General features: G+C 55.6%; 17 protein-coding genes. 7 read left to right on the top strand and 10 right to left on the bottom strand.

Going from position 1 to position 19,946, the window contains the following annotated elements; translation table 11 throughout:
- Positions 1 to 158 precede the first annotated feature (158 nt).
- Genes BEI65_RS09540 through BEI65_RS09560 form a run of 5 tightly spaced genes read left to right on the top strand, consistent with a single transcriptional unit; the run spans position 159 to position 6,431 of the window.
- Positions 159 to 1,589 (top strand): sugar porter family MFS transporter, encoded by a 1,431-nt coding sequence (locus tag BEI65_RS09540; RefSeq protein WP_099063117.1) that lies wholly within the window; start codon positions 159 to 161, stop codon positions 1,587 to 1,589.
- 28 nt (positions 1,590 to 1,617) lie between these two features.
- Positions 1,618 to 3,006, top strand: coding sequence for an MFS transporter (locus BEI65_RS09545; protein ID WP_099063118.1), 1,389 nt, complete (start codon positions 1,618 to 1,620; stop codon positions 3,004 to 3,006).
- Positions 3,007 to 3,008: 2 nt separating this feature from the next.
- Positions 3,009 to 4,721 (top strand): dihydroxy-acid dehydratase, encoded by a 1,713-nt coding sequence (gene ilvD, locus BEI65_RS09550; protein WP_099063119.1) that lies wholly within the window; start codon positions 3,009 to 3,011, stop codon positions 4,719 to 4,721.
- Positions 4,721 to 5,623, top strand: coding sequence for a dihydrodipicolinate synthase family protein (locus BEI65_RS09555; protein ID WP_099063120.1), 903 nt, complete (start codon positions 4,721 to 4,723; stop codon positions 5,621 to 5,623). Before ilvD ends, BEI65_RS09555 begins: the two co-directional genes overlap by 1 nt.
- Positions 5,624 to 5,648: 25 nt before the next feature.
- Positions 5,649 to 6,431, top strand: coding sequence for an SDR family NAD(P)-dependent oxidoreductase (locus BEI65_RS09560; protein ID WP_099063121.1), 783 nt, complete (start codon positions 5,649 to 5,651; stop codon positions 6,429 to 6,431).
- 53 nt (positions 6,432 to 6,484) lie between these two features.
- Here BEI65_RS09560 and BEI65_RS09565 read toward each other — a convergent pair whose 3' ends face one another.
- The 3 genes from BEI65_RS09565 to pvcA all read right to left on the bottom strand — a co-directional run bounded on the left by BEI65_RS09565 (position 6,485) and on the right by pvcA (position 9,682).
- Entirely contained in the window at positions 6,485 to 7,741 is a 1,257-nt protein-coding gene (locus BEI65_RS09565; RefSeq protein WP_099063245.1) for a glycosyltransferase, read from the bottom strand.
- 21 nt (positions 7,742 to 7,762) lie between these two features.
- Positions 7,763 to 8,626, bottom strand: a complete 864-nt coding sequence (locus BEI65_RS09570) for a TauD/TfdA family dioxygenase (RefSeq protein ID WP_099063122.1) — start codon at positions 8,624 to 8,626, stop codon at positions 7,763 to 7,765.
- Positions 8,627 to 8,716: 90 nt separating this feature from the next.
- Positions 8,717 to 9,682: an L-tyrosine isonitrile synthase gene (gene pvcA, locus BEI65_RS09575; RefSeq protein WP_099063123.1), complete on the bottom strand. Its 966-nt coding sequence runs from the start codon at positions 9,680 to 9,682 to the stop codon at positions 8,717 to 8,719.
- 212 nt (positions 9,683 to 9,894) lie between these two features.
- Here pvcA and BEI65_RS09580 point away from each other — a divergent pair, with 212 nt between their 5' ends.
- Positions 9,895 to 10,797: a LysR family transcriptional regulator gene (locus BEI65_RS09580; protein WP_255408996.1), complete on the top strand. Its 903-nt coding sequence runs from the start codon at positions 9,895 to 9,897 to the stop codon at positions 10,795 to 10,797.
- 304 nt (positions 10,798 to 11,101) lie between these two features.
- On the opposite strand, the gene ispH is transcribed toward BEI65_RS09580, so the two are convergent.
- From ispH to ribF, 5 genes are read right to left on the bottom strand one after another with little or no spacing between them, the layout of a single operon-like run.
- Positions 11,102 to 12,055: a 4-hydroxy-3-methylbut-2-enyl diphosphate reductase gene (ispH, locus tag BEI65_RS09585; protein ID WP_099063125.1), complete on the bottom strand. Its 954-nt coding sequence runs from the start codon at positions 12,053 to 12,055 to the stop codon at positions 11,102 to 11,104.
- Entirely contained in the window at positions 12,036 to 12,506 is a 471-nt protein-coding gene (gene fkpB / locus BEI65_RS09590) for an FKBP-type peptidyl-prolyl cis-trans isomerase (protein ID WP_085120175.1), read from the bottom strand. Before fkpB ends, ispH begins: the two co-directional genes overlap by 20 nt.
- A gap of 1 nt (position 12,507) precedes the next feature.
- A complete protein-coding gene (gene lspA / locus BEI65_RS09595) occupies positions 12,508 to 13,017 on the bottom strand; it encodes a signal peptidase II (RefSeq protein WP_099063126.1) in 510 nt (169 codons plus the stop codon).
- Complete coding sequence (gene ileS / locus BEI65_RS09600) at positions 13,017 to 15,833, bottom strand: isoleucine--tRNA ligase (RefSeq protein WP_099063127.1); 2,817 nt, start codon at positions 15,831 to 15,833, stop codon at positions 13,017 to 13,019. Before ileS ends, lspA begins: the two co-directional genes overlap by 1 nt.
- A gap of 32 nt (positions 15,834 to 15,865) precedes the next feature.
- Positions 15,866 to 16,804 (bottom strand): bifunctional riboflavin kinase/FAD synthetase, encoded by a 939-nt coding sequence (gene ribF / locus BEI65_RS09605; RefSeq protein ID WP_099063128.1) that lies wholly within the window; start codon positions 16,802 to 16,804, stop codon positions 15,866 to 15,868.
- 390 nt (positions 16,805 to 17,194) lie between these two features.
- Here ribF and rpsT point away from each other — a divergent pair, with 390 nt between their 5' ends.
- Complete coding sequence (gene rpsT, locus BEI65_RS09610; RefSeq protein ID WP_099063129.1) at positions 17,195 to 17,458, top strand: 30S ribosomal protein S20; 264 nt, start codon at positions 17,195 to 17,197, stop codon at positions 17,456 to 17,458.
- Between the two features lie 67 nt (positions 17,459 to 17,525).
- Here the strand turns inward: rpsT and nhaR are convergent, their stop codons facing one another.
- Together nhaR and nhaA are read right to left on the bottom strand one after the other, a co-directional pair.
- A complete protein-coding gene (gene nhaR / locus BEI65_RS09615) occupies positions 17,526 to 18,425 on the bottom strand; it encodes a transcriptional activator NhaR (protein ID WP_004950031.1) in 900 nt (299 codons plus the stop codon).
- Positions 18,426 to 18,618: 193 nt separating this feature from the next.
- On the bottom strand, positions 18,619 to 19,785 hold the full coding sequence (gene nhaA / locus BEI65_RS09620) for a Na+/H+ antiporter NhaA (RefSeq protein WP_099063130.1): 1,167 nt from the start codon (positions 19,783 to 19,785) through the stop codon (positions 18,619 to 18,621).
- Positions 19,786 to 19,946: the final 161 nt, after the last annotated feature.

Here is a 19,946-nt window from a genome sequence, read left to right on the forward strand (position 1 = left end):
CTTTTGGCTCTAGCATTCTTGTATTACAAGATCATCATTTTTGTATTACCTGAATGAATAATAACTGAACGGCTTACGTCTGGGGCGGGCTTCACCGACAGTTCGGTGCCAGCGCTTTCCGCATAAAAAAATAACGCATTGAATAAAAGGGTGTTGTTATGGAAAAAATCGCTGTTCCCGCCAAAGCTAACCGACAAACCCTGCAGGTTTGCTTTCTCGCCGCCTTAGCAGGGCTGCTGTTTGGCCTGGATATGGGGGTAATCGCCGGTGCGTTGCCGTTCCTGGCCCACGAATTCAGCCTGTCCAGCCAACAGCAGGAAATCGTGGTCAGCATTATGATGCTCGGTGCCGCACTCGGGGCACTGGGCAGCGGGCCGATGTCTTCCCGCCTTGGCCGTAAAAAAAGCCTGTTGTTGAGCGCCGTGTTGTTTGTCGTCGGCTCTGTCGGTTGCGCCATTGCCCTTAATCTCGAAGTGTTGGTTATTTCGCGCTTTATTCTGGGTTTAGCCGTCGGCGTAGCGTCGTTCACTGCACCACTGTACCTGTCGGAAATCGCCCCGGAGCGTATTCGCGGCAGCATGATCTCGCTTTATCAATTGATGATTACTATCGGCATTCTGGCGGCCTTCCTGTCTGACACCGCCTTCAGCGCCGGAGGTCACTGGCGCTGGATGTTGGGTATTATCACATTTCCCGCCATCATCCTGTTTATTGGCGTGGTGACGCTGCCGGAAAGTCCGCGCTGGTTAGCCATGAAAGGCCGCAGCGAGCTGGCCTCAAAGGTACTCATGCTGCTACGTAACTCGGATGATGAAGCCCGCGTGGAGCTGGACCAAATCCGTGAAAGTCTGCAAATGAAGCAACGCGGCTGGCAACTGTTTCGCCACAATGCCAACTTCCGCCGTTCCACCTGTCTTGGCATCTTGCTGCAATTTATGCAGCAGTTCACCGGCATGACGATAATCATGTACTACGCACCGAAGATCTTTGAAATCGCCGGCTTCTCCACCACCAGCGAACAAATGTGGTGCACCGTGATCGCCGGGTTGACCAACGTGCTGGCCACCTTTATCGCTATCGCGCTGGTCGATCGTTGGGGACGCAAGCCAATGCTCAAGCTGGGTTTCGGTGTGATGGCCATTTGCATGGGCACCCTGGGTTATATGTTCCACACCGGCATCAGCAATCCAGCAGAACAATACGCAGCGGTTATGGTGCTGCTGATTTTCATCACCGGCTTTGCCATGAGTGCAGGCCCCTTGATTTGGGTATTGTGCTCCGAGATCCAGCCGCTGGCCGGACGCGATTTTGGCGTTACCTGCTCCACCATGGCCAACTGGATGGCCAATATGATCATCGGCGCTACCTTCCTGACGCTGATCGACACCGTCGGCAGTGCCGGTACTTTCTGGCTTTACGCTGGGCTCAACCTGTTCTGTATCTTGCTGACGTTATGGCTGGTGCCAGAAACCAAGAATATCTCGCTTGAACACATCGAAAAAAACCTGATGAACGGTGTTGCCCTGCGCCACATCGGCAAATCACCGCAGCCGAAGGCTGATGTTCGCTCCTTGAATACGCCGGTATAACCCGACTAATAAATCTGAGGAACCGCTCATGAAGTTGACGACGGAAAACCAGACGGTGAAGCAAGCCGCTGAAACACAGGTCTACGGTAAGATCACACGCCGCCTGATCCCTTTTTTGATCCTGTGTTATTTCTTCGCTTACCTGGACCGCGTTAACGTCGGGTTCGCCAAGCTGCACATGCAGGATGCCCTGAATTTCAGCGATACTGTTTATGGCCTGGGTGCCGGTATCTTCTTCATTGGTTATTTTATTTTTGAGTTGCCCAGCAACCTGCTTATGCAACGTTTTGGGCCGCGATTCTGGATAGCCCGCATCATGGCAACCTGGGCACTATTGTCAGCCGCCATGATGTTCGTCACCACCCCCACCAGCTTTTATGTATTGCGCTTTCTGCTCGGCGTGGCCGAAGCCGGTTTCTTCCCCGGCATCGTATTCTATTTAACCCTGTGGTTTCCTTCATGGCGCTCCGCCCGCACGCTGGGGCTGTTTATTCTGGTCACCCCGCTGTCGGTGATCATCGGCAGCCCGCTTTCAGGCCTGATCCTCAAGCTGTTTGAAGATGTGGGGGGGTTGCATAACTGGCAGTGGCTGTTCTTGATTGAAGCGGTCCCATCTTTGGTTCTGGCCTTTGTGGTACTGCGTTATCTGGATAACAACGTGGCCGAAGCCAAGTGGCTAACCGCCGAAGAGAAAAACCTCGTACAGGCCGATCTGGCCAAAGATCGCGCCAATCGTGACCGGGCTGCCAACGGCAAAGCGGCCCACAGCCTGAAAGAGATGCTGGCTAACCGCTATGTCTGGCTGCTGGCACTGATTTTCTTCAGCTTCAACGTCGGCTATTACGGCATCAGCTTTTGGTTGCCTTCCATCATCAAAACCTCAGGTATCAGCGACGACTTCCAAATCGGCCTGCTGGCGGCCTTGCCCTACGTATTTGGCGCGTTGTTTATGATATGGAACAGCCGTCATTCCGATCTGAAACAGGAGCGCCGTTGGCATATTGCCATTCCGGCGGTGATTGGCTGTATCGGGCTGACACTCAGCGCTTACTGCAGCGGCTCGACCTTCTGGATGATGACGTGGATCTGCGTTGCCATGTCCGGCACCCTGGCGCTGATCCCCACCTATATCAGCTTGCCGGGCGCATTGCTTTCCGGCACTGCGGCGGCGGCCGGTATCGCACTGGTGAATTCAGTCGGCAATCTCGCGGGGTTCTTCGGCCCCACGGTGCTCGGCTGGCTGAAAGACCAAACCGGCCAGACTGACAGTGGACTGTATATTTTGGCGGGCTTCCTGCTGCTCTGCGCCCCGTTGATCTTCATGCTTCCGGCCAGATTGATAAACCCAAAGATAAAACCGCATCAGGCGACTCAGCCTGATACCGACGGCCCTTTAAATATCACTGAGAGATTTTGATTATGAGCGGATGTGGAACCTGTGGCGGCGGCAGTTGCGGCTCGCATTTTAACCCAATCCTCGAGGGTGACGACGGTGCGCTGAAACGTGCGCTGTATAAATCGATGGGCCACAGCGACGAACAACTGCGACGCCCGGTGATCGCCGTGGTCAACAGTTATACCAATGCCACCGCCGGCCACGTCAACCTGAATGAACTGACGGCCAAGGTATTGCAGGGCATTGAAGAAGCCGGCGGTGTCGGCATGGTGTTCGGCACTATCGCCCCCTGCGACGGTATTGCCGAAGGGCATCTTGGCATGCGCTATATCCTGGCCGCTCGTGAAGTGATCACGGCCTCAATTGAAGTGATGATGCGCGCCCATCGCTTCGATGGCATGGTGCTACTCGGCTCTTGCGACAAGATTGTGCCCGCCATGCTGATGGCGGCTGCACGGCTGGACGTTCCGGCGATCATGGTCAACGGTGGCCCGATGTACCCGGCAGAATATAAGGGCAAACACTGGGACGGCAACATCGTCACCGAAGCCATCGGCTGGAAAAAACGCGGTGAAATCGATGAGGCCGAATTCGCTTACATCGAAAATATCGCTGAACCCGGACCGGGCTCCTGCACCATGTACGGCACCGCCAACACCATGTGCTGTATCGGCGAGGTGCTCGGCATGAGCCTGCCGGGCAGCAGTACGCTACCGGCGGTTTCAGCCGCACGGCGCGAGTGCGCTATCGAAACCGGCCGTCAGGCGGTGGCGCTGGTGCTCAATGGCATCAACGCGCGACAGATCATCACCGCGGCGTCGATCCGCAATGCGATGGTTTATCTACTGGCCACCGGCGGTTCCACCAATGCCATTCTGCATCTGCAAGCCATTCACTACGAAGCGGAATTGGGGCATCTGCCGCTGTCCGCCTTTGATGAACTGAGCCATCAGGTGCCACTGGTCGCCTCACTCTACCCGGCCAGTGAACATGACATGATTGACTTCTGGGAGGCAGGCGGCGTACCGGCGGTCGAAGTTGAGATTGCCCAACTGCTCGATCTTAACGCCTTAACCGTTACCGGCAAAACCAAAGCTGAACTGCTGGCGAAGACCCCGCCAAGCCGACGTCCGGAGGTCATCCACACCCTCGCCATTCCGGTGCGTAATGAAGCCGGTGTCGCCGTGCTGCACGGTAATTTGTCGCCGCTCGGCTGCGTCGTGAAGCCTGCGGCCGTGCCGGAAAATTTGATGCGTTTCCGTGGTCCCGCTGTGGTGTTCAACAGCGAACAGGAGTCTGTCGAGGCGATTATGTCCGGTCAAATTAAGCCGGGTAGCGCACTGGTGTTGCGTTATGAAGGGCCCAAAGGCGGCCCAGGCATGCCGGAAATGTATAAGCCGATGAAATCGCTGGAGGGGATGGGGTTGGCCGACAGCTGCGCCCTGATCACCGACGGCCGTTTCTCCGGTTCCAACCGCGGGCTGTTTGTCGGCCATATCTCGCCTGAGGCAGTGGACGGCGGCGAACTGGCATTGGTGCAGGATGGCGATGAAATTTCGATAGATATCCCGGCGCGTACCCTGACGCTACACGTCAGCGAGACCGAACTGATCCAGCGACGTAAAACCTGGCAGCCGCTGGATAAAGAAGTACCGCGAGGTTTCCTGCGACTTTATCGTCGCTGGGCAATGCCGGCCGCACAGGGTGCCGTGCTGGCTGACCGGGAGGAAGAATAATGAGCCGTTATCAAGCCGCTGATATTTGCGGGGTCAACCCTATTGTCGCTATGCCGTTCAGTCCTGACGGCGAGATCGATGAAAAAAGCTTTGTGCGATTGCTGGAACATTTGGCCGCAACCGGCATTCAGGGAACGACGCTGTTTGGTATCGCCAGTGAATTTCCCAAATTGGACGACCACGAGCGCGGCCGCCTGGCAGAAATCTTTATCACCACGCTGGCAGGCGCCCCGCTGTACCGTGCTATCTCGGTCACCGATCACAGCAGCGAAGTCGCCGTTAAGCGCGCCCGCCATTATCAACAACTGGGCGCGGATGCGTTGATGCTGCTGCCGCCATTTTTCCTGCAGCCCAGTCCACAGGAGATCCAACAGCACATTTTTGCCGTACTGGATGCCGTGGACATCCCGGTGATGGTGCAATACGCGCCGGGTGAAACCGGATTGCCGATCACGCCTCAACAATTGGCTGACGTGGCAGCACGCTACCCCCATGCGGTGTTTAAGATAGAGTGCAATCCGCCGGTGGATTACACCAAAGAATTTCTGCAACTGGCGCCGCAAGCCAGCGTGTTAAACGGCTATGCCGGACTTTATATGTTGCCAATGCTGGCGGCGGGGGGCAAAGGCGTGATGCCCGGCTGTTCATTCAGTGAGGTTTACCTGCGCATTTATCACCACTGGCAAGTCGGTGAAGCTGAACAGGCGCAGAGGCTGCATCAGGCACTCTTGCCTTACATTCAGCGCTGGATGAGCCACTGCGAATACATTATTCAGGTTGAGAAGACGATTCTGCAGCGGCGCAATATCATTGCCACCGATTACTGCCGTCACCCCGGCTGGCAACTCACCGCAGACGATCACCGGATGATCGACCGGTTTTTAGGCCAGTTTTCTCTGTAGCAAAACAGCCCTTGCCGAGGTTTATATGCTTATCGACAAATCCGGACGAGTGGTGATCGTCACCGGTGCCAGCCAGGGCATAGGTCTGGCTATTACCAAGGCCTTTCTCGCTAACGGCGATAGCGTTATGGGTTGCGCCGAACCTGCCCTGGAGAAAGCCCCCCATGCCCAGCAATTGCGGCGCGAGTACCCGCAACATTTTTTCTACGACTCGGTGGATGTCACGCAGACCACCGAGATAAAACGTTTTGTCGCCAATGCTGAGCAACGGTTCCATCGTATCGATATTGTGGTTTCCAACGCCGGTAAAAACGTTTTCAAAGGCATTGATTGCGAAGAAGAAGACTGGACGCATAACTTCAATCTCAATCTGCGCTCGCATTGGTATCTGGCCAAATGTGCCCGTGCGGCCCTGACCCAAAGCCGTGGCGTGATCCTGGTGATCACCTCCAACCACGCATTTTCCACCCTGCCGGGCTGTGCGCCGTATAACATCAGCAAGCGGGCACTACTCTCCCTGGTACAAAGCCTGACTATCGAGTGGGGCCCGGCGATCCGCACTCTGGGGATTGCTCCTGGTTTTATCGATACTGAAGGCAACCAAACCTGGTTCGATAGCCACCCAGATGCCAAACTGGCACGGGAAAGAACCGTTAACAAGCACCCGGTCGGCCGCCTCGGAGCACCTGAAGAAGTCGGTGATTTGTGTTTGTTTCTCGCCAGTGAACAAGCGGGATTTATCGCAGGCACCACGATTGTGATGGACGGAGGACGCAGTGCCATCATGCAGGATGAAGACCCCGACTAACTGAAAGAAAAACGGGGAGCCGAAGCCCCCCGTTTGACAGACCATTCAACCGGCTAGGTTAACACCGCCACCTCGTCGGCGATTGCCGTCAGTGCATCATGGCGAGCGTAATCGGCCTGGACCAGCGCAGCACGCTGCCGATACATCGGCTGCGTCAAAATTTGCTGCACAGCTTGCCGCAACTGCGCCTGATCCGGGTTGCTGGTATGCAGGTTAATTCCGCATCCCGCAGCCACCACCCGCGTGGCGGCCTCGAGTTTATCTTCACCGGTACCGGCGACAATCAATGGCACCCCCTGATCCAGAGCGTAGTTGATTGAACCGTAACCGCCGTTGGTGATCAACAGCGCGGCCTGCGGCAGCCAGTGCTCGAAAGAGATGAACTCCTGCCCCCTGGCATTAGCGGGCAACAGCGCCAACAACTCGTCAATCGGGCGGCCCCCCGTGGTCGCTAACACCCGAACCGGCAATTCAGCCAGCGCCTTCAGCGTCGGGACAATCAGCTGATGCAGATCGACATTCGCCAGCGTACCCTGCGTGACAATCACCAGCGGCCGCCGGTCGACTTCATCCCACTCATCGGCAGTTTCAACCACCGCGGCCGTGCTGCGCAGCGGACCAATAAAGCGCACGCTGGCCGGCAAATCTTCACGCAGATACTCCAGTGCCGGGGTTGCCAGTTGCAAAAAGCGATCGCAGCCGCCAATTAACGCATCGGTAAACGGCTGTTGCAGTGGCTGACCGCCGGATTGTGCCATCGCAGCATCAAAACTCTGTTGTACCTCCTCGATTAACGCGCGGGTGCCTTCATCCACCAACTGCTCGCGCCGCAGCTCAGAAGGCAATAATGCCGGAGGGATCCGCGGCCCATAGAAGATCGAATCCGTAGAGGAGAACGATAACGGCGTCACGCCAATACCGATCACCGGCGGGCGATCCCGGCTCTGCAACAGCGGTAATACTCCGTAGAAACAGTTCTCCACGATCAGCAGGTCGGTGCTCTCGGCGGCCATCACGCTTCGCAACTGCTGATCCAGCAAGGGGATCGGGGCAGCGAAGAAGTCTTTCAGCGCCAGCGCCATCTGTGCATTGCCCGGCGGCAGCGCAGCCCGCTCTGGAAAGTGCTGCTCAAGATAGCGGTAGTCAAAATCGACCCGCTGATCAAAAGCAATGAATTGCGCGCCGACGGCCTCAGCACGTTGGCGAAACAGCGCACCGGTCATCACCCGAACCTGGTGCCCTTGCGCAATCAGGTGCCGGGCAATGCTCAGCATCGGATAAACGTGGCCGGGCGTGGCCACCGCGGCCATCAGAATACGTGCCATAACGGCTTAAGCCTCTGTGTTTGCCGGCTTCAACGCCAGATTGGCGCACACCGGGTTGCTCTGAATATGGACCCGCTGCAAATGGCGAGCAGAGCGTGCAGTGAAGCCCTCACGCCCGTGCAGCAGCGAGAAGTTGTCCGCTACCACTACGTCGCCCTGCTGCCACTGGTGGGCGTAGTAATGGCGCGGATCGTAGAGATGCTGTTGCAGGGTCTGGTGGAATGCCTCTTGCTTGTCTTGCGGCACACCGTGATATTCCAGCGCGTGCTGGTTAAGGAACTTTTTGCCTTCGGTCGGCGGTTCGTTGTAGCGCATGATCTGCCCACGGCCGCTCGGATGCGTCACCACCAGCGGCGAACAAACCTCACCGCCGTAGTGCACGACCTGCTTAATGCGATAAGAAATCGACACCTTCAGCCACTGGGCCAACAACGCCTCATCGGCATTGGCCAGCAGGCGCGTGGTATCGACAAAGGTGGTACGCCCGCCCTCATCCTGCGAAGGCGCGGCCACACAGTGGAATAGCTGGAATTCCGGGATGGTCGGTTTGTACATGCCGTCCCAGTGCAACGGCACATAGCTGCTGTCGAAAATATGGTCCTTGGCATCCGGATGTTCTTTCACATCCAATACTGCACCAAATGGCCACATCATGATCTCGCCCCAGCCTTCGGCATAGCCCGTCAGCACCTGAGGATCGGTAAAGCCAGAGTCGAAGCCACGCAGCACCAGCAGGTGATGCTGTTGAGCCAACGCCCGCAGCGTCGCTACCGGCAGTTCGCTGATCGGTTGCCCAGGATATTGCGGGGTCAGTACCGCGCCAAAAGGAGTATTCAGTTCAATACGGCAGTTCAGTGTTTGGTGGTCCATAGGTCACTCTCCTTGAATCGAATTTTCTGCTCACACGGCAACCGGGCCGTTAAAAGACGCCCACCAAAGTGACGGGCGTAAGGTGATGCATCAGGCCATCTGTGGCTGTTCGATCAGGTAATGGCTGGGCGTGCCGCGGATCGCCACCAGTTCGCCCGCCAACTGCTGAGCGTCTTTGCGTTTCATCAGCACAAACTGTCCGTTGACGTTGGCCGCTACGCCATGCCACGGCGTTAGCCAGTCGTCTTTGGTTGGCATCATATGAATGCCCATTTTCAGGCTGTCGGCGGGCTGCGGGTGGATCGACAGACGTATCGCCAGCGGGAAATGCTGGGCCAGCAGGTTACCCCAGGCCCAGCTGCGCTGGATCACACCACAGGCGCGCTGTTTGGCGTCTTTTTGCAATGCGGCGTTGGAGCCGCTGTAGCCCGGCAGTTGGCTGTCTTCATACAGGAACCGGGTGATGGCGCGATACAACTGTAGCCCCTGCTCGTCCTGCATCAGTTGCTGTTTGATTGTCGCCTCCGGCTCGGCATAACCGTCGACCAACAACTGCCGCAGCAGGTCATAGTCGCCGGTATGCTCGGCCAGCCCTTCCACGTCCCCCAGGTTGAACACGCTCAGGTGCGTCGCCCCAACCTCATGCAACAGGTTTTCGATTTCATGCTGATAGTGGTTGATAGCCTCGTCGCTGACACGGATCAAATCACCGAAGACATGGCCATCCGAGCAGATGACGATATGGGCACCCGGCGGGTAATAAAGCTGAATACGTTGGCAGAGAGAATTAAGAAATATCAACGACAGTCGCTCTGCCATATCGGGTACCGAACCAATCACCTTATTCGTATTGGGTGATTTTGTCGGGAAGGCGGGCAGGACAAATTCAATGCGCTGCTCATTTTCAATGAATGCCCGGATACGCGGTAATTGCACCTGTGAAACGGCCTGTTCTTCTTCAGCATTTGAGGCTTCCAATCCCGGGAATCGGCGCCGATATTGCAATAGCTCATGAAGGATTTTTAACGATATTTGTTCAGTACGGGCACTATCCACAATTAACTCCTGTTCAGATGTGGCGCAGGCAACTTATTCGCAAATGCAATAAGACTTATCAAAAAGAGAGGTATCGCGTGGGAAATAAGCCTCGCCTCGCGATTTATCTGCTTCAGGCAATATAGAAGAGTTAATGCTATATTATTAGCCCGTATAATTAACAATCTTGGTTAAGTTGAACTTAACAAACTATGAGTAATATTCTAAAACGCATGGCCATTTTTTCTAAAGTTGTCGATTGCGGCGCATTCAGCATGGCAGCCAAAGAATTAGGCATTACGACCTCCGCCGTCAGCCAGCATATCCGCCAGCTGGAAAACGAGCTGGGCATTCAATTACTTCTGCGTTCTACTCGCTCACTGAGCCTGACCGAAGCCGGGCTGTGTTTTTATGAGGACTGTGTTCTGATGATCCATGCTGCCGAGCGGGGTCAACAGCGTATTGCCGCGCTACGCGGTGAACTGGCCGGTGAGTTGCGCGTCGCCACCTCGACGGAATTCGCCACCCATTATCTGGTGCCGGCGCTACAGAGCTTCCTTGATGAACACCCACGCATCACGCTGAGGCTGGAAATTCATGATGAAAAGATCGACCTGATAGGACAGCGTATCGATTTGGCGATCCGCGGTGGCGTAATGGCAGATTCCAGCTACGTCTCTACCCGTCTGGCGCGCTTTCGTGAAGTGTTGTGCGCCTCACCGGCCTATCTTGCCGGCCATGGCATACCGGATACCCCACAGGCATTAACACACCATCAATGGGTCACTTTTACCCCGTTGGGAAACCCGCAGTTTGTTCGCCTGCTCCACCCTAACGGCGACGAGCATCGGTTGCGCATGACCGGACGTTTATTTACCAATAACGGTATGGCGATGAAAGAATTGGCGCTGGCCGGCAAGGGGATCATCCGTAATTTCTTCGTTAACGTTGAAAATGAATTGTGCCGGGGCGACCTGGTCGAGGTGTTACCGGGTTGGCGATTACCGGATATTAATTGCTACGCGATTATGCCGCGGCGGGACAGCCAGCCATTAAAGGTTCGCCGTTTACTCGAGCATATGAAAATCCATTTACAGAAAAAAGAGCAGAATTCCGTAGGCCAGTTACGGACTTAATAAAATAAGAAACATCTGTAACGACACTTTATTTAGTTATTTAACTTTTCAGCCGATTGCTGACCAGCACCAAAGTTTATTTAGATCGCAGCCTAATGATATTAACCTTAATAACTTCCTCGTTGTCTATATAAGCATTTACTCCGTCATTAATTCAAATTGTCAGAACGAATTTGACTTTAAGTAACAGAAAATTTGAATCAGTTCTCTCTCCCACGCCTTTTTAATACTTTCACTGTCTGATACCGATCCCAAAAAAAAACGGGAAGCCAAAGCTCCCCGTTATTTTATTTATGCCCGATGCTTAATCGACCTGTTTGATATCAACCCGCAGCTCTTTCGGCACTTCGAACACGATGTTCTCTTCACGGCCACTGACTTCCTGCACATTGACACCGCCCAGCGCTTTCAGGCGACTGATCACGTCCTGCACCAATACGTCTGGTGCCGATGCCCCGGCGGTAACCCCGATATTACTAGCATCCTTCAGCCAGGCTTCCTGAATGTCAGCCGCAGAGTCGATCAGGTACGCCGGCTTACCCACGCGTTGAGCCAGCTCCGCCAGACGGTTGGAGTTAGAGGAATTCTTCGACCCCACCACCAGAACCACATCTGCATCCCCGGCCAGGTTACGCACCGCTTCCTGACGGTTGGTGGTGGCGTAACAGATGTCGTCCTTACGCGGCCCGATAATGCTCGGGAAGCGCTTGCGCAGGGCATCAATCACGTCAGAAGTGTCGTCCACCGACAGCGTGGTTTGTGTCATAAAGCACAGGTTGCTTTCATCTTTCACCTGTAGCTTACCCACGTCGTCCGGTGACTCCACCAGATACATGCCGCCCTTCGGGTTGCTGTACTGGCCCATGGTGCCTTCCACTTCCGGGTGGCCCGCATGGCCGATCAGGATCGCTTCGGTGCCACGGCGGCTGGCTCGCGCCACCTCCATATGCACCTTGGTGACCAGCGGGCAGGTGGCGTCAAACAGCATGGTCAAATCACGCGCTTTGGCTTCGGCCCGAACGGCCTGGGAAACCCCGTGCGCCGAGAAGATCAGAATCGACCCGTCCGGCACTTCGGTAATTTCCTCGATAAATACCGCCCCACGCTCACGCAGGCTGTCCACCACGTAGCGGTTATGCACCACTTCGTGACGCACGTAGATAGGCGCGCCGTAAATTTCCAGCGCGCGTTCAACGATACTGATCGCACGATCAACCCCGGCGCAAAAGCCACGTGGGTTAGCCAGCAATATTTGCATGCGTCTCCTCCTGCTGCGGGTCAATCTCCAGCACTTCAATATCGAAGGTCACCGGATGGCCCGCCAGCGGATGGTTGAAATCAACGGTAATCGAATCTTCCGCCACTTCACGCACCACACCCGGCATTTCGCTGCCGTTGACGGCGGTAAACAGCATGATGGTGCCCGCGTCCGGTACCCCGGTTTCCGCGAAGTCACGGCGTGAGAAGAACTGGACCAGGTCCGGGTTCTCTTCGCCGAACGCCGCTTCCGGTTGCAGGGTAAACGCGCACTTGTCGCCCGCACTCAGACCAAGCAACTGTGCTTCCAGCGGCTCGGACAGGCTGCCGTCACCCAGACGGAACAGCGCCGGTTTACCGTTGCTGCGAGTGGATTCTGCGGTTGAACCGTCTTCCAGTTTCAACGTGAAGTGAACCAGCACTTCACTATCGCCCTTAATCTGAGCCGTCATATTACTCACCTTTGCTCTTTGCACTTTTGTTCGCCGGCGATAAAAAGCCTTCCAGTACGATCATCGCCGCCCCCACGCAGATAAAGCTATCCGCCAGGTTAAAGGTCGGGTAGTGCCAGCCGCCCACGTAGAAGTCGATAAAATCGACCACGAAGCCGTGCCACAAACGATCGAACAGGTTGCCGAGCGCACCGCCAATAATAAAGGCATAGGCGATATTGTTCAGCTTTTGCTGCGCCGAACTGCGGTACATCATCACCAGCAGCACCGCCACGATAGCGACGGCGATACCGGCGAAGAACCAGCGCTGCCAGCCGCCGTGATCGGCCAGGAAGCTGAACGCGGCACCGTAGTTGCGCGCATAGAACAGATTGAACGACGGGATCAGCGGCTGGGACTGGCCCAGCACGAAGTTACCGAGGATCCACTGTTTGCTGGCAAAATCCAGCACCAGCACCACCACTACCAACCACAGCCAGCGCAAGCCGGTCGAACAAATAGGTTTACTCATTAGGCAAACTTACGCTTTTCGCCGTCACCGGCTACGTTGATCACACAGCGGCCGCAGAGATCTGCATGTTCCGCCACCAGGCCGATATCGGTGGTGTAATGCCAGCAGCGCGGGCACTTCTCACCTTCTGCGGTGCTGAAGGCGATTTTCAGACCTTTCACCTGTTCTGACGCTTGGGCATCCGCCGGCGCATCGGCCAGAGGTGCAACGCGCGCCGCCGAAGTCAGCAGCACAAAGCGCAGCTCATCCTGCAAGCTGTTGAGACGCTCAGCCAGTTCGCTATCGGCATACAGCGTTACCGCGGCTTCCAGCGAACCACCGAGGCGTTTGTCGGCACGCGCCTGCTCCAGTACCTTGTTTACTTCGCCGCGCACTTTCAGCAGCTCGGCCCAGAAGCTATCGTTCATGCCTTCGCCTTCCGCCAGACCGAACAGGCCGTCGTACCACTCTTCAGTGAACACGTACTGCGCGCGTTTGCCCGGCAGGAAAGCCCAGATTTCATCGGCAGTGAACGACATGATAGGTGCCATCCAGCGCACCAGCGCTTCTGCGATATGGAACAAGGCAGTCTGGCAGCTGCGGCGGGCGACGCTGTCGCTCTTCGCGGTGTACTGACGGTCCTTGATGATATCCAGATAGAAGGAGCCCATCTCGACCGAACAGAACTGCATCAGGCGCTGTACCACTTCATGGAAATCATAGTTGGCGTAAGCCTGTTCGATATCCTGCTGCGCCGCCAGTGCACGGCCCACAGCCCAGCGATCCAGTACGACCATCTCTTCCGGTGCCACGCAGTCGGTGCTCGGCTCAAACCCGTTCAGGTTGGCCAGCAGGAAGCGCGCGGTGTTACGGATGCGACGATAAGAATCGGCAGAGCGTTTCAGGATCTCGTCCGACACCGCGATCTCGCCGGTGTAGTCGGTAGAGGCTACCCACAGACGCAGGATGTCGCCGCCCAGCTTGTTCATCACGTCTTGTGGACTGATGGTGTTGCCGATCGACTTGGACATCTTGCGGCCCTGACCGTCCACGGTGAAACCATGGGTCAGAACTTCTTTATACGGCGCCTTGCCTTTCATCGCGGTGGAGATCATCAGTGATGACATAAACCAGCCGCGGTGTTGGTCAGAGCCTTCCAGATACATGTCGGCGCCATGACCATTGAACTCAGGGCGCACGTCGACCACGGAAGAGTGGGTCGAACCGGAGTCGAACCATACGTCCAGGGTGTCTGGCACTTTCACGTAGTCGGCAGCATCCGCACCGAGAATATCGGCCGCGTCCAGATCCCACCAGGCCTGAATACCGTCCTGCTCAACGCGCTTGGCCACTTCTTCCATCAGCTCGACGCTGCGTGGGTGCAGTTGCTCAGTGTCTTTGTGCACGAACAGTGACATCGGCACGCCCCAGGTACGCTGACGCGAAATACACCAGTCCGGACGGTTGGCGACCATGGTTTCGATACGTGCCTGGCCCCATTCAGGGATCCACTGCACGCCTTTGATCTCTTCCAGCGACTGCTTGCGCAGGCCTTTTTGATCCATGCTGATGAACCACTGAGGCGTAGCGCGGAAGATGATCGGCGTTTTGTGGCGCCAGCAGCATGGGTAGCTGTGAACCAGTTTTTCCACGTGCAGCAGTGCGCCTTTCTCACGCAGCAGCTCAACGATCAGATCGTTGGCCTTGAAAACAAACTTGCCATCCAGCAGCGGATGGGTGCCGGTCAGGTAGCAGCCGTTCGGCCCCACTGGGTTGGCGATTTCCAAACCGTATTTCTGGCTGATGACAAAGTCATCCGGACCGTGACCGCCTGCGGTGTGTACCGCACCGGTACCGGCATCCAGCGTCACGTGCTCACCCATGATCGCCGGCACGTCGAAGCCCATGAACGGGTGTTCGAAACGCATCAGTTCCAGATCGGCACCTTTGCAGCCGCCCAACACTTCCCAATGGGTAATGCCGGCGCGCTTCATCACGCTTTCCACCAGTTCGGCCGCCAGGATCAGGCATTGGCCTTCAACCTGAACCAACTGATACGCAAATTCAGGGTGCAGCGAGATGGCGCGGTTAGCCGGCAGCGTCCACGGGGTGGTGGTCCAGATAACCAAAGAAACCGGACCGTTAAAGCTGGCCACATCAAACTTGGCCGCCACGGCAGCTGCGTCAACCGCGTGGAAAGCCACATCGATAGACGGCGAAGTTTTGTCGTAATACTCAACTTCCGCTTCCGCCAGTGAAGAGCGGCAATCGGTACACCAGTGCACCGGCTTGGCACCTTTCAACAGGTGGCCATTGCTGATGATTTTACCCAGCGCGCGGATGATATTGGCTTCGGTTTTGAAGTCCATGGTCAGGTACGGGTGATCCCAGTCACCCAGCACGCCCAGACGGATGAAGTCTTTCTTCTGACCTTCAACCTGTTCTGCGGCGTACTCACGGCACTTGATACGGAATTCTGCCGCGGTGAGTTTTTCACCCGGCTTGCCGTACAGTTGCTCGACCTTCAGTTCGATCGGCAGGCCGTGGCAGTCCCAACCCGGAATGTAAGGCGAGTCGAAACCGGACATCCCTTTCGACTTGATAATAATGTCTTTGAGAATCTTGTTAACCGAGTGACCAATGTGAATGCTGCCATTCGCATACGGAGGGCCGTCATGCAGAATGAAGGATTTTTTGCCCTTTTTGGCAGTACGAATAATCCCGTACAGATCCTGTTCATACCAACGTTGCAGCATGCCAGGTTCACGCTTGGCCAGATCGCCACGCATCGGGAACCCTGTTTCCGGCAAGTTCAGGGTATTCTTGTAGTCACTCATTAGATTCTCGGTTCCGTTTTCGGCTATAGAGATTAAACCGGTGTCTGTAGCCCGAAGAACTTCCGGGCCGTCACCACATCATTGGCGATTTGCTGCTTCAGCGCATCGAGCGAAGCAAAACGCTGTTCATTGCGCAATTTCGCGCGGAGCACCACGTCAATATGGCGCCCGTAAAGATCCATTGTGACATCCAGCAGATGGACTTCCAGCTGCTGTCGCACGCCGGCAACGGTTGGGCGTGTACCAATATTGGCCACGCCGGGGAGCGGTTCAGGCCCCAGGCCATAAACTTCTACCGCATAGACCCCTTTCACCGGGGCAACCAGGCGTTTCAGCGGCAGGTTGGCGGTGGGAAAACCGATGGTACGGCCCAGTTCATCGCCGTGCACCACCCGACCAGAAATACTGTACGGGTGGCCCAGCAGCGTTTCGGCCAGTGCCAGGTCGTCATCGCGCAGCGCATTGCGAATCGCCGTGCTGCTGATACGTTGATCGCCCTCGCGGAAGGTCGGCGTGCTGATCACTTCAAAACCGTATTCTTTACCGGCTTTTTGCAATAGCGGAAAATCGCCCTGGCGGGTAGCGCCAAAGCGAAAATCATCCCCGACCATCAGGAATTTCACCCCCAGTTTCTCGACCAACAGTTCGGCAACGAAAGCCTGCGCCGTGTTGGCAGCGAAACGCGGGTCGAACTTGACGCACAACAGGTAGTCAACACCCGCCTGCGCCAGGTATTTGGCCTTGTCACGCAAACGCGTGAGACGGGCCGGTGCCTTGTCCGCTGCAAACATTTCCAGCGGCTGCGGCTCAAAGATCATGACCATCACTGGCAGCCCGAGGCGGTGCCCCTCTTGTTTCAGCTGCTCCAGCAACGCTTGGTGACCGCGGTGTACGCCGTCAAAGTTGCCGATGGTGAGCACGCAACCATGGTGGCGTGCCCGGATATTGTGAATGCCGCGAATTAGCTCCATAGCTGGCTCAAAACAGTGGAAATCGCCGGATTATACCTTGTACAGCGGTTAAGGTTAACCCGCGATTGGTGCCTTTATGTAATAGACATACCATACCGGAGATAATCTGCAGGTGAAACGCCCTAACCGCAGTTTATCCGGCGACACAAAGCTGATTATCGACCGCGGCCAACAGCTTGCGGCCAATACGGCAACTCATTGGCGAATTTTCTCGCGAAACACTGTATTCCCATGACCGAAGCTGGTAAAATCCTGCCCCATCACAACGTAGCAAGTGCCGCCAGTACAAACGGCGCTTATTTGCACAAATCCGTTGACAAACGAAGACTAAAAGGGGATATTCCTCGGCCTTCGAATTGTCCTCAATAGAATATATTTGGGAGTTGGACCTTGGCTAATATCAAATCAGCTAAGAAACGCGCCGTACAGTCTGAGAAACGTCGTAAGCACAACGCTAGCGGCCGCTCAATGATGCGTACCTACATCAAGAAAGTAGAAGTTGCTATCGCAACTGGCGACAAAGAAGCTGCAAAAAATGCATTCCTCGTGATGCAACCAGTCGTGGACCGCAAGGCAGCTAAAGGCCTGATCCACAAAAACAAAGCTGCACGCCATAAGTCAAATCTGACTGCGCGTATCAACGCAATGCAATAAGCATTACGTTGTCAGCTTGATAAAAAAACCGGCTTAGGCCGGTTTTTTTACGTCTGCAATACCCGCTCTAGTAAGCAAACAGCGCAGAGAAGTCCTTATTACACACCCGCTGTACCGCCGGATGCTGGATCATGCGCTCGGCAAAGATGATGTAGTACTCTTCCTGCACGCTATCAATACGCCCAATCTCCACCACGTCATCATCGTTATAGGTATCCTGCGCATACAGCGTCGGTGCAACGAAGATCGCGTTGTGGTACATGCCAAAGGTCTTCATCAGGGCCGCATCATCAAACTCGCCCAGGATCTCGACCTGAATGCCCTGGGTGTTAAACCAGTTCAGTAATTTACGGCCCAGCATCGAACGCCGACCGGGGATCAGCAATTTTCGCTGTTCCAGGCAGGCGGGGAACGGCAGATCCGGCGCCGGCTGGCGGCAAAAGAAGCTGATGCCGCATTCACCCAGCTTGAGCGAGAACAACCCTTCCTGCTGGCTGGAGTCCACCGGGCAGTCTGACAGGATCATGTCGAGCTTATGCTGGCTGAGCTGTTCCAGCAGCATCTCGTGCGTCGACTCGAAACAACGCAGGTGAATTTGCTCATTATCCACCACTACCGCCGTCTCCAGCACCTGGCTCACCAAACGTTTGGACAGCGCATCCGCAACCCCGACGTCGAACAACAGGTTAGATTCCTTGCGGTAATTAACGATATCCAGCATTTCCTGGCTGAGCATAAACATCTTGTCGGCATAGCGGAAAACCAGTTGCCCCAATTCGGATGGCACCAGCCCACGCCCCTGACGCTTGAACAGCTTGCCGTCCAAACGTTCTTCCAGCGCTTTGATCTGGCCGGTGATGGTCTGCGGTGTCAGAAATAAGGCTTCGGCGGCGCCGACCACCGAACCTTCCTTGCAGACCTGCCAGAAGTAGTAAAGGTGATTAAAGTTGATATGCGACATCCTCACGAGGTGCTCTCCTTAACATTTCGTCATGGCGGCGATCGGCCGTGACGAGCGACTAATGTCCTTTCCCTGTTTCAGACAACCTGTTGCTGCATTCGTCCCAAACAGAACGGCCGAAGCTGTGCATATTTTATCCTGCACAGCTCCGACCAGCTATTGTAGAGTGTCCCCACGAACAGGGGATCCCCTAAAAGGGTTATCTGACACGCGGTAACGACATACGCAACAGACCGTACCCGACCACCGCCGCCGTGGTTGATCCAATCAGGATGCCCAGCCGCGAATAGGTGCTTAGTACAACATCCGCATCGCCAAAGGCCAGCGAAGCGATGAAGATCGACATGGTAAAACCAATACCACAGAGCACGGAAACGGCAAACACCTGTTTGAAACCAATTCCTTCAGGCAGCTTGGCAATACCCAGTTTCACCGCCAACAGGCTGAAAGTGAAGATACCCAACGGCTTACCGATAAACAGGCCCGCTGCGATGCCCACCGGTAACAGTGAGGTCAGCCCGCTCACTGACACGCCCTGTAATGAAACCCCAGCGTTGGCAAAAGCAAACAGCGGCAGTATCAGGAACGCCACCCACGGATGCAGCTCATGCTCCAGTGTTTCTGACGGTGATGGCCCCTTCTTCACGTTTAGCGGGATCATAAAGCCGATGATGACCCCAGCCAGCGTCGCATGTACCCCGGACTTGAGGATAGCCACCCACAATACCAGGCCGACAATCATATAAAGCGAGGTTTTGCCCACGCCGCGCCAGTTCATAAACGCCAGCACGGCGATAGATGCCGCCGCCACGCCCAACGCCGCCATCGAGACTTCGTGGGTATAGAACAGTGCGATAATCACGATCACACCCAGGTCGTCGATGATCGCCAGCGCCAACAGGAACACCTTCAGGCTGGTTGGCACGCGGTTACCCAGCAGCGCCATCACCCCGAGGGCAAAGGCAATATCGGTCGCAGCCGGGATCGCCCATCCCTGACGGGTTACCTCGTCCGCCCCGTTGAACATCAGATAAATCAACGCCGGTGCCAGCATGCCGCCCAATGCGGCAATCGCCGGGAACACCGCCTTGTCACGCCCGGCCAATGACCCCTGCATCAACTCACGCTTGACCTCCAGCCCGACCACCAGGAAAAAGATCGCCATCAGGCCATCGTTAATCCACAACAGCAACGGCTTGGCAATCTCCAGTGAGGACACCTTTACCATCACCGGTAAATTGAGGAAGGCGTGATAAATCCCCTGGGCTGGGGTATTGGCCATGATCAGCGCGATAATCGCGGCTACGATCAGGATAATGCCGCCCGCGGCTTCCTGACGTAAAAATTGACGAATGATGTTGGTCACAATACGTCTCTCCAGAGCAGCGCAAGGCACAGACGGCCCTGCAGACAAAGTAATGGAATGAGTATAGACGGCGAATCACTTCGATAAAATACGTTTATAAATGCTTAAAACATCGTAAAAACCGATCAATAAGAGATATATGTCACGCTTTTATTAGGGTT

The sequence above is a fragment of the Serratia sp. BW106 genome, assembly GCF_002607755.1.
Classification (GTDB): domain Bacteria; phylum Pseudomonadota; class Gammaproteobacteria; order Enterobacterales; family Enterobacteriaceae; genus Serratia; species Serratia proteamaculans.

Excerpts from the sequence above, each read along its gene's own strand:
- BEI65_RS09540 (WP_099063117.1), top strand. The coding sequence starts at position 159 with ATGGAAAAAATCGCTGTTCCCGCCAAAGCTAACCGACAAACCCTGCAG.
- BEI65_RS09545 (WP_099063118.1), top strand. The coding sequence starts at position 1,618 with ATGAAGTTGACGACGGAAAACCAGACGGTGAAGCAAGCCGCTGAAACA.
- ilvD (WP_099063119.1), top strand. The coding sequence starts at position 3,009 with ATGAGCGGATGTGGAACCTGTGGCGGCGGCAGTTGCGGCTCGCATTTT.
- BEI65_RS09555 (WP_099063120.1), top strand. The coding sequence starts at position 4,721 with ATGAGCCGTTATCAAGCCGCTGATATTTGCGGGGTCAACCCTATTGTC.
- BEI65_RS09560 (WP_099063121.1), top strand. The coding sequence starts at position 5,649 with ATGCTTATCGACAAATCCGGACGAGTGGTGATCGTCACCGGTGCCAGC.
- BEI65_RS09565 (WP_099063245.1), bottom strand. The coding sequence starts at position 7,741 with ATGGCCGCGGTGGCCACGCCCGGCCACGTTTATCCGATGCTGAGCATT.
- BEI65_RS09570 (WP_099063122.1), bottom strand. The coding sequence starts at position 8,626 with ATGGACCACCAAACACTGAACTGCCGTATTGAACTGAATACTCCTTTT.
- BEI65_RS09580 (WP_255408996.1), top strand. The coding sequence starts at position 9,895 with ATGGCCATTTTTTCTAAAGTTGTCGATTGCGGCGCATTCAGCATGGCA.
- ispH (WP_099063125.1), bottom strand. The coding sequence starts at position 12,055 with ATGCAAATATTGCTGGCTAACCCACGTGGCTTTTGCGCCGGGGTTGAT.
- fkpB (WP_085120175.1), bottom strand. The coding sequence starts at position 12,506 with ATGACGGCTCAGATTAAGGGCGATAGTGAAGTGCTGGTTCACTTCACG.
- lspA (WP_099063126.1), bottom strand. The coding sequence starts at position 13,017 with ATGAGTAAACCTATTTGTTCGACCGGCTTGCGCTGGCTGTGGTTGGTA.
- ileS (WP_099063127.1), bottom strand. The coding sequence starts at position 15,833 with ATGAGTGACTACAAGAATACCCTGAACTTGCCGGAAACAGGGTTCCCG.
- ribF (WP_099063128.1), bottom strand. The coding sequence starts at position 16,804 with ATGGAGCTAATTCGCGGCATTCACAATATCCGGGCACGCCACCATGGT.